Below are 9,752 nucleotides of genomic sequence, written 5' to 3' on the forward strand. Positions count from 1 at the left end.
TTAGACTCCAAAAGTTTCTCTGTATGTTTGGAAAAGGGCTTCAGACTTTAAGTAGTCTTCCACGATACCTACGTGTTCAGGAATATCTACATATAGACATTTTTGTTCAGCAAGAATCATTCTTACTTTGATCCCATTTTCAATTAGTCTCATCATATCTACTGACTCAACTTCTTCAAGCATCGTCGGCGCCATATTGTTGAACTCGATCAAGAAGTCTCTCTTAAAGAAGATAAGTCCCGTTTGTCTGTATTTAGGATAATCTCCACTAAACTTCTTATTACTTGGGATTGGCTCTCTAGAATATGTAATGGCATTTGAGTTTTTATCAATGATTACTTTTACAGAATTTGGAGATCTAAACTCTTCATCTGAAGTAATCATATTCATGATATTTACGATAGAAAGATCAGATGATGCTTGAAGAGCATCTAAGGCCTTAACGAAAACATCTGGAACAACAGTTGGCTCATCTCCTTGAACCATACCGATAATATCGTATTTAATTCCAGAAGCAGCTTCGATTTTTTGCAGAGCTTCAGCAGTTCTGTCAGTACATCTTTCGTGAGTATTGGCCGTCATCACAGCTTTACCGCCAATGCTCTCAACGTAGTCATAGATTTCTTGGTCACATGTCGCTACATAAACTTCATCAAAGCACTTCTTCATAATTGTTCTTTGATAGATGTGACCGATCATTGGAATACCGTTAATTTTTGCTAATGGTTTTCCTGGGAACCTAGTCGCTGCCATCCTTGCTGGAATGATTGCAATTGATTTCATTTTATCCTCTCTAATATTTATAATATCTCTATTGCTTTTCTACATGAAACATCGATCATTCTAATGTCGACACTGTAAGCGATAAATCGAAGTTTCTTTGCGATTACTTCTTTTAACTTTTCAGGATCTGGTTCAACAATGTGAAGCCCTCCCGGTTTGTTATATTTTGTAATAGCATCTTCAATTTTCTTCATCGCGCTCAAAAAATCTGGGTGTTGGAAATCTCCAGGGACACCAAGTGATGCTGAAAGATCGTATGGTCCAATAATGTAACCATCAAGTTCATCCATCGTTAAAATCTCTTCAAGATTATTAACGGCATCAATATGTTCAATTTGAGCAATCAAAACAGAACTCTCATTCAGCCATTTTTTATAATCTTCAAAACCAGCACCATATTTTTGAGCTCTAGCAAGTCCAACTCCTCTAAAACCTTTATTCGGATAGTGCATTGCTTTGTAAGCGGCCAAAACATCTTCTTTTGAATTAATCATTGGCACGATGATGCCGTGAGCACCTGCATCCATAACGCGCTTAATTTGAACAGGATCATTTGAAGAAAGGCGAACTAGGGGGGCGCAGTTATTGGCATCAATAATGGCAATAAGATCACCGGCCTGTTCGATCGTTGTTACTGTGTGTTCAAGATCTACACACAACCAATCAAATTTTGCGTTGCACATGATCTCAGCGATGGAACGATTTGGAATTGTAATCCAACTTCCAAGGGTAACTTCTTTGTTTTGTCTAAGCTTGCTTTTTAAATTCATATATCTACTTCTTAGCTAGCACCCAAGTGTGTGAGCTTAATTTATGTTTTACTAAAAATTCTTGGAATTCTTTTAGGGCGTTTTCACCACGTCTTTGAAGAGCATTGATGAAATGGTTGTCAGTTGTTGCATTGCAAACGATATCGACATCGAGCTTGCCTGGCGTCCAAACTTCTACTTCCTTGAATCCAGCGCCTTTGAATACTTCTTCAAAACCTTGAACGCTTAGGAAATTTAAATGGTGTGGAGCAGAAATTGAATTCGACTTTCCTTGGAGAGTCAGAATGTCAAAACCTTCGTATCCAAGGCCAGTGATCAGAACATAGCCGCCGTCTTTGGCAAGATTGTAGAGTGAGCTGACAAAATTAAATGGCGAATGAACGTGTTCCATAACCTCTAAGCTTAGAACTAAGTCGAAGCGATTATGCCATTCTGTGGCATTTTCTGAAACTTCAAGAAGAACTTCGATACCCTTTTTACGACATTCCGCGGCCGAATCTGAATCTGGTTCAATAGCGTGAAGCTTGTAGTCAGAAGAAATCTTCGAAATCTCCTCTAGGAGCAGTCCGTGGCCTGCACCAACGTCACAGATATTTTTAACACCTAGGTTTTTCTCTTTTATTAAATGAACAATATCATGGGCTTTCGGTTTGAACATCTTCTCACGACGCGCTTCCTTCACGGCCGGAAAGAACTTTGTAGACCAGAATTTAGAAGATTCACTCGAAAAGTAAAACTCATCTAATTGAGTTTTGTTAGGACGAGGTGAGCAAAACAGCGTATGGCATTTTGCACATTCGTTGTAATTGTAGTCATTTTTTAAAAATTTATTGGAAGAAGAGTCAGTGTTACAGGCAGGGCAGGAAATGTGTTCAAATTGGTCGTGGTTGAGCTTTTTCCCATCAAGTTCGCTTAGCCTAAGATATTCTTCAAATATCTCCTTAGGTCTGATTTCTGCCTCTTTCATATCAATCCTTTATAAATAGAAAACATTCGCAAGCAAGGATGACTCAAAAAACGCTGTCAGACAAGCCCTAAAGGGGTTTATAATACAATAATATTTAGTAAGTTCTATTGACTTCAAGAAAAGCACTCTGTTAGTATTTTCCGTAATTATTATAACGTTATTTTCAGGGGCCAGAGCAATGAATCAAGTTGAAAAAATCTTTAGCGAAAATAGAAGTGCATCTAGTTTTTGCAAGTCATACGTGACTTACCTTGGATCATTGTTACAGACTCTAGACTTCGACGCAATCGAGTCATTCGTAAACGATATTCTTAAGGCCAGAGAAGAAGGTAAAAGAGTAATCTTCCTAGGTAACGGTGGAAGTGCTGCAACAGCTTCTCACTTTGCAAATGATATCGGTATCGGAACAAGAGAATACGATAAGCCATTTAAGGCCATGAGCTTCACAGATAACAATGCTATTATTACAGCTCTTGGTAACGACAATGGATACGAAGAAATCTTCAAAAAACAACTTCAAGTTTATATGGAAAACGGCGACGTTGTCGTAGTTATTTCTGCTTCAGGAAATTCTGAAAACCTTGTAAGAGCTGTTGATTACGCAAAATCAAAAGGCAATAAGACTGTAGGTCTTCTTGGTTTTGATGGTGGTAAGCTAAAAGATATGTGTGACAGCAGTATTGTTGTTACTACAGCTAAGGGTGAGTACGGTCCAGTTGAAGACGTTCACATGGTACTAGATCACATGATCGGAAATTACCTTTACCAATTAATCAGAAACTAAAAGGTCTTTTAAATGATGAACCTATCTGGCAAAAACGTTTTTGTCACTGGCGGAACTAGGGGAATCGGGGCTGAAATTGTAAAATCATTTTTAAACGCTGGAGCTACCGTTCACACGAACGGTAGAAACCAGGTTGAAATCAATGAACTCAATGAAAAAGCTGCTGACAATCTCTTTTATCACTGTGTCGATTTTCAAAACAACGAACAATTCGCAACATTTCTAGAAACTATAAAAAATCTTAATATTGATATCCTTATTAACAACGCAGGAATTAACAAAGTTTCCTTGGCCCATGAAATTGCTACTGAAGACTTTGATAATATCCAGTTGATTAATGTGAAAAGACCCTTTGAACTAGTGAAGGCCGTTATTCCTCATATGCGTGAGAATAACTGGGGAAGAATTGTTAATATCACTTCTATTTTTGGTCATGTGACGAGATCGAAAAGACTTTCTTACACAACAAGTAAGTTTGCTATCAAGGGCATGACTAAAACATTGGCCGTGGACTATGCCGCAGACAATGTTCTAGTGAATTCTGTCGGTCCAGGTTTTATTGACACTGAATTGACTAGAACAATTTTATCTCAAGCTGAAATAGATGAACTTGTTTCAAGTGTTCCAGCGAAAAGACTTGGCAAGCCTGAAGAAGTTGCAAATCTCGTATTATTTCTTGGAAGTAATATGAATACATTTATTACAGGACAAAATATTCTAATTGATGGGGGATTTACCTGTGTCTAAAACATTTGAAATTCAATCTTATACTGGTGCATATCAAGTATATTTCGAGAACGATCCATTTAGCATTATCGGAAAGTATGATGCCAATCAAACACACTTCATCATTGATGAAAATGTATTGAATCTATATAAAGACCAATTTTCTAAATTCGAGAATTTGAAAATTGTTCCCGTGAATGCAACGGAAGAAAATAAGAGCTTTGAGAAGGTTGATACTTATCTTGATCTTCTTCTTGATAATGAAATTAAACGTGATCACAAATTAGTGGCCATAGGTGGTGGTATTACTCAAGATATCACTTGTTTTATAGCCTCAACTCTTTATAGAGGAATTGATTGGGATTTCTTTCCATCAACACTTCTTGCTCAATCAGATTCTTGCATCGGTTCAAAAAGTTCTATCAATTACAAAAAATATAAGAACTTAATCGGAACTTTCAATCCACCTCGTTCTGTTTATATCTCTACTGAATTTCAAAAAACTCTTCAGTACGATGATGTCAGATCAGGTATTGGTGAAATGATTAAAGTTCATATCATTGATTCAATCGATTCATATCGTAATCTTATCAAAGACTACGACCAATTAAACAATGCTGAAACAATGATTAAGCACCTCTATCAATCACTTCAAATTAAGAAAAAAATTATTGAAGTTGATGAATTTGATAAAGGTATTAGAAATGTAATGAATTACGGTCACTCATTTGGTCATGCCATTGAGTCTGCTACAAATTTTGGAATGCCTCACGGAGTTGCTGTAACTCTAGGAATGGATATTGCAAATTATGTTTCTATGAGAGAAGGATATATCTCAGAAGAGCTTTACAACGAAATTCATGAAGGTCTTGTTAAAAATTATAAAGGCTTTGAGAAAACTGTAATTCCTTTTGATAGCTTCATTGGTGCCCTAGGAAAAGATAAGAAAAATAAGAGCAATCAATTTGCAGTAATCTTGATTAACAAAGATTTAAAAGTTCAGAAAATGTTCTTTGATAAGAACACTGTTCTTGAAAGTCATTGCCAAGACTTCTTTAATAAAGTGCTTAAGGAAATTTAATGAAAATTGCAGTCACTTCACGTTCGTTTTCAGCTAATAAAGACCTGACATCAAGTCTTTTAGAGAAGTATTCAGATGTTAAGCTAAATACTGAAGGGCTTAGCCTGGCAGGTGAAGAGCTTTATGAGTACTTAAAAGATGCTGATGCTGCAATCATTGCTCTTGAGAAAGTCGATAAGAGTATTCTCGATAGACTTCCTAACTTAAAAATTATTTCAAAGTATGGTGTTGGGCTTGATAACTTAGATCTTGCGGCCATGAAAGAGAAGGGCATTAAGCTTGGTTGGGCCAGTGGGGCCAACAAGCGTTCCGTTGCAGAGCTTACTCTATGTTTTGCAATTGGTATGATTAGAGATGTTTTCTCATCTTACGAGTTTGTAAAAAATGGCGGATGGAAACAATTTCTTGGAAATCAGCTAACTGATAAAACTTATGGAATTGTTGGTCTTGGTAATGTTGGACAAGATCTTGTTAAACTTCTAAAGCCGTTTAATTGTCGCATAATTGCTTGTGATGTTTTAGATAAATCAGATTTCTGTAAAGAATATAATGTAGAACAAGTTGATATGAAGACTGTATTCAGTCAATCTGATGTCGTCAGTATTCACGTTCCTTGTCAAAGTGATACGATCAATCTGATCAATAAAGATTCATTCGCTCTTATGAAGCAAACGGCAATTCTTATCAATACAGCAAGAGGCCGTATTGTTAATGAAGACGATCTTTATAGTGTATTGATTGAAAAGAAAATCGCTGGTGCCGCTTTTGATGTACTAGCTGAAGAACCACCAAAAAATAATCCGTTAATTTCTCTGGAAAACTTTTACATCACTCCCCATATTGGCGGGTCTGCAAAAGAAGCTGTTCTCGCTATGGGAATGGGAGCAATTAACGGTCTGGAAAATTTTGTAGAGTATTAAATGTCATTAATCTACTTGTCTCATTTTTTAGAAGAAAGCACTCCTGGTTACGGCGGTAATCAGGGTTTCTTTGTTAAAAAAACAAAGAATATGTGCTGTGGAGATAGCTGTAATCAGCAAGAATGGGTGATTAATAATCATATCGGTACTCATATAGATTGCCCAAAGCATTTTTCAGAAAATGGAAAAACAATAAGTGATTACGATCCAAGCTTTTGGGTTTCTGCAAAAGTTCAAATGATTGAGATTCCTAATATGGATAATCAACTAATCAAATTAGATGATTATTTAGAAACCATCTCTAAAGATACTGAGTTTCTCATTATTAAAACAGGACACCAAAAACACAGAGGCAATCTTGAGTATTGGAATAATGGACCTGGGATGAGTCCTTGCTCTGGTTCACTTTTAAGAGAGAATAGACCAAGTTTAAAATTCATTGGTTTTGATTTCATTTCATTAACAAGTTATCAATTTCGCCCAGAGGGGAGAGTTGCTCATAAAAATTATCTCGATCCAAGTTTAGAGGGAAATCCTATCTTGATTGTCGAAGATATGAAGTTAGATGGACTTAAAGTAGCACCTAAGTCTGTTCAAATATTTCCACTGTTAGTAAAGGATGCTGACGGTGGACAAGTAACAGTCGTTGCCGAGGTATAGTTTCATGGAAGAGAAACAATTTATTGATGTTTCCGGTGTCGGCAGTTCTGGAAAAAGTGCCGTAGTAGATATTTTAAGAGAATTTGAAGGAATATTTGTTCCCGCAAATTCATTCGAGTTTGATCTCGTGAGAGCACCTGGTGGTGTTCTTGATTTGTATCACGCACTTTGCGAAGACTGGTCACCTGTTAGATCTCACAATGCTGTTCGCAGATTTCAAAAGCTTGTTAATCTTGTAGGGCGTTCAGAGTCAAGTTTGAACTTATGGGCGGCCGCTCAATCAACTGGTAATCGATATGACTCTGTTTTTCATGGTCAATTTACAAAACTTGCCAATGAGTTTTTAGATAGCTTCATCAAAGGGTCATATAAGGCATATTGGCCATACGATTCGTATGAGATGGCCGCACCTCAAAGATTTTTTAATAAGTTCTATCGTAAATTCGATTTTCATAAGAAAGTTTGTTCAGAAGTTCTTCTTTGTGATGGAGAGAACTTTGCGAATGAGTTTTCAAAATTTATGAACGCTCTATTTAATCAAATATGCAAAGATTCAAATAAAGTTGTTCTTAATAACGCATTTGAGGCCTTTAATCCTGCTCGCAGTCTTAATCTTTTAAAGTCTGCAAAATCAATTATCGTAACTAGAGATCCTCGCGATATTTATGTTTCTGGATTGAGTTCATTTAACGTCAGCGAATCGGATAAGGCGCTGCAAGCGGTTGAAAATGACGGTATCAATAAGTCATTTCTAGCGACAGATAATTTGAATAATTTTATCACACGCTACAAATTATATATGGATCATTTAACTAAGAATCAAGACGATCGCGTATTGATTTTAAAATTTGAAGATCTTGTAGAGAATTATGATGAATCCCTTAAAAAGATAATTTCTCATCTAGGTCTAAAAGATAGTGATCATGTGAGAAAGGGAATGTGTTTTGACCCGTCGAAATCGGGACAAAATATTGGCAAATGGAAGTTGTTCTCAGACCAGAAGACAGTTTCTATTATTAGCGAGCATCTATGTTAAAAGACAAGAATCTCGTATTCGTTTTTCCCTATAGAGGTACAGGTGGTGTATCTCTTTTATTTTTAAGATTGGCCGAATATATTGGTCAAAACTTTAAAGATGACTTTAAAGGAATTTATCTCGTCGATTTCGAAGACGGATTTATGGCCAAGAATAAAAAAGATCCTTCAATTCAATTGATTCCCTATTCGGATGATCAAATTGAAATTCCTGAGCAGGCGATCATGATTTATCAGTCCATGACACCATGGACGATTTTTAAGAATTTTAATTATAAACAAGATACAAGAATTCTCTTTTGGAATTGTCATCCTTTTAATCTCGTGCCAACTTTCCCTGGATTAAGAGAGTTAATGGGAAAATCGAGAAAATTCTCTCGTTTTGCCTTTTCAACATTTCTGTTCACCTTCAAAAATACTTGTGTGAATTTTCTAAGGCTGTTGGAAAATAAAAGTGCGATTGTTTTTGTCGATGGACCAAATGTAACTAATACTGAAGCCTATTTGGGCCTTAGGATTCATAATCCTTTTTATCTCCCTATTTTTCTTGGTCAGGATCAATTTGTTGGCAATGAAGTTTCTAGGGCCAAAGATGAACTCCACTTTGGCTGGGTTGGTCGTGTTGTAGATTTTAAGTTCTTCATATTAAAACATACTCTTGAGCGACTAGAGAAGCTCAGTGCTAAATCTGGTCAGAAAATTAAGTTCACTGTGGTCGGAACAGGGGATTATATTGGGCAATTGAAAGATGCCGTTAAAACTTTCAATCATTTAGAGATCGAGTTTATCGATCATATTGGTCCCTCTGAGCTTACTGGATTTATCAAAGAGCTCGATATTTTATTTGCGATGGGAACTTCTGCCCTTGAAGGTGGAGCTGCCAAGGTGCCAACTGTGCTTCTTGATTTTACTTATGGAGAGTTGGAGCAAGATTACATATTCAAATTTCTCTATGAGTCACAAAATTTTTCAGTGGCCGATTACATAGGTTCAGAGCACTACCAAAATAACAATACAAGTTTGGATACTATTGTTGACGAGGTGCTTCGTCGCAAGGAAGTCCATGGGCAAAAGTGCTACGAATACGTTAGTAAAAACCATTCCATAGATGTAATATATAAAAAATTTGTTTTAGCTGTTATGAATACTCAGTTAACATATAGCAATCTTCAAGAGGCGAACTTGCTTCGAGTTCCCTTAGTTTATAGAATTTTTAAGAAAGTCAGAGCTTTAATAAAAGGATGAGTATGAAAGTTGTAATTTTAGCAGGTGGTCTAGGAACAAGATTGGCTGAAGAAACAAACTTAAGACCAAAACCAATGGTTGAGATCGGTGGAATGCCAATTTTGTGGCACATTATGAAAATTTACTCTCACTATGGTTACAACGAATTCTTACCAGCACTTGGATACAAGGGTCACGTTATTAAAGAATTCTTCACAGATTATCTAACAAGAAGTTGCGATATTACAGTAAATCTTGGATCTGGAAAGATTGAGCATAAGAATAATAAAATTAGTGAAGATTGGATTATTCGTTTGAATGATACAGGTAAAGATTCTCTAACTGGTGGAAGACTTCACCGTTTGGAGTCTGAGCTTGCTGGTGAAGAAACATTCATGCTTACTTATGGTGATGGAGTTGCAAATGTAGATATTGAAAAGCTAGTTGCGTTCCACAAGTCACACGGAAAAATTGCGACTGTAACAGCAGTTCGTCCTCCTGCACGTTTTGGTGCCTTAGAAATTAACGAAGGAAAAGTAACTCAGTTCCACGAGAAACCACAAGTAGGTGAAGGGTGGATCAATGGTGGTTTCTTCGTATTCAATAAAGAAGTATTCAAGTATTTAAATGGTGATATGACTATTCTTGAAAAAGAGCCTCTAGAGAATCTTGCAAAAGATAATCAACTAATGGCGTTCAAGCACGACGGTTTCTGGCACTGTATGGATACAATCAGAGACAAAGATACTTTAAATAATCTTTGGGCCTCTGGCGATGCTCCTTGGAAAGTTTGGAAATAAGC

General features: G+C 36.5%; 11 protein-coding genes. 8 read left to right on the forward strand and 3 right to left on the reverse strand.

All coding sequences use genetic code 11. The annotated features are described in order from the left end of the window. Genes M899_RS12025 through M899_RS12035 form a run of 3 tightly spaced genes read right to left on the reverse strand, consistent with a single transcriptional unit; the run spans position 1 to position 2,520 of the window. The gene (locus M899_RS12025) at positions 1 to 783 is read right to left on the reverse strand and encodes a 3-deoxy-manno-octulosonate cytidylyltransferase (RefSeq protein ID WP_021271756.1); all 783 of its coding nucleotides are present in this window, start codon (positions 781 to 783) and stop codon (positions 1 to 3) included. Positions 784 to 800: 17 nt separating this feature from the next. Beyond that, the gene (locus M899_RS12030) at positions 801 to 1,553 is read right to left on the reverse strand and encodes an HpcH/HpaI aldolase family protein (protein WP_021271899.1); all 753 of its coding nucleotides are present in this window, start codon (positions 1,551 to 1,553) and stop codon (positions 801 to 803) included. 4 nt (positions 1,554 to 1,557) lie between these two features. Next, on the reverse strand, positions 1,558 to 2,520 hold the full coding sequence (locus tag M899_RS12035; RefSeq protein WP_021271737.1) for a methyltransferase domain-containing protein: 963 nt from the start codon (positions 2,518 to 2,520) through the stop codon (positions 1,558 to 1,560). A gap of 178 nt (positions 2,521 to 2,698) precedes the next feature. On the opposite strand from M899_RS12035, the gene M899_RS12040 reads away from it, so the two are divergent. Genes M899_RS12040 through rfbF form a run of 8 tightly spaced genes read left to right on the forward strand, consistent with a single transcriptional unit; the run spans position 2,699 to position 9,750 of the window. After that, on the forward strand, positions 2,699 to 3,304 hold the full coding sequence (locus M899_RS12040; RefSeq protein ID WP_021271837.1) for a D-sedoheptulose-7-phosphate isomerase: 606 nt from the start codon (positions 2,699 to 2,701) through the stop codon (positions 3,302 to 3,304). A gap of 12 nt (positions 3,305 to 3,316) precedes the next feature. Continuing rightward, positions 3,317 to 4,051 carry an SDR family NAD(P)-dependent oxidoreductase gene (locus M899_RS12045; RefSeq protein WP_021271813.1) on the forward strand — a complete coding sequence of 245 codons (735 nt, stop codon included), beginning with the start codon at positions 3,317 to 3,319 and terminating at the stop codon, positions 4,049 to 4,051. Further along, positions 4,044 to 5,111 (forward strand): AroB-related putative sugar phosphate phospholyase (cyclizing), encoded by a 1,068-nt coding sequence (locus M899_RS12050; protein ID WP_021271777.1) that lies wholly within the window; start codon positions 4,044 to 4,046, stop codon positions 5,109 to 5,111. The genes M899_RS12045 and M899_RS12050 overlap by 8 nt, the downstream gene beginning before the upstream one ends. Next, complete coding sequence (locus M899_RS12055) at positions 5,111 to 6,031, forward strand: phosphoglycerate dehydrogenase (RefSeq protein ID WP_021271889.1); 921 nt, start codon at positions 5,111 to 5,113, stop codon at positions 6,029 to 6,031. The genes M899_RS12050 and M899_RS12055 overlap by 1 nt, the downstream gene beginning before the upstream one ends. Then, positions 6,032 to 6,691: a cyclase family protein gene (locus M899_RS12060; RefSeq protein ID WP_021271825.1), complete on the forward strand. Its 660-nt coding sequence runs from the start codon at positions 6,032 to 6,034 to the stop codon at positions 6,689 to 6,691. Positions 6,692 to 6,695: 4 nt separating this feature from the next. Next, complete coding sequence (locus M899_RS12065) at positions 6,696 to 7,727, forward strand: sulfotransferase domain-containing protein (RefSeq protein WP_021271947.1); 1,032 nt, start codon at positions 6,696 to 6,698, stop codon at positions 7,725 to 7,727. Then, entirely contained in the window at positions 7,721 to 8,971 is a 1,251-nt protein-coding gene (locus M899_RS12070) for a hypothetical protein (protein WP_021271822.1), read from the forward strand. Before M899_RS12065 ends, M899_RS12070 begins: the two co-directional genes overlap by 7 nt. Before the next feature lie 2 nt (positions 8,972 to 8,973). Further along, complete coding sequence (gene rfbF, locus M899_RS12075; RefSeq protein ID WP_021271922.1) at positions 8,974 to 9,750, forward strand: glucose-1-phosphate cytidylyltransferase; 777 nt, start codon at positions 8,974 to 8,976, stop codon at positions 9,748 to 9,750. Positions 9,751 to 9,752: the final 2 nt, after the last annotated feature.

Origin of the sequence: Bacteriovorax sp. BSW11_IV (assembly GCF_000447755.1) — a bacterium.
Taxonomy (GTDB): domain Bacteria; phylum Bdellovibrionota; class Bacteriovoracia; order Bacteriovoracales; family Bacteriovoracaceae; genus BSW11-IV.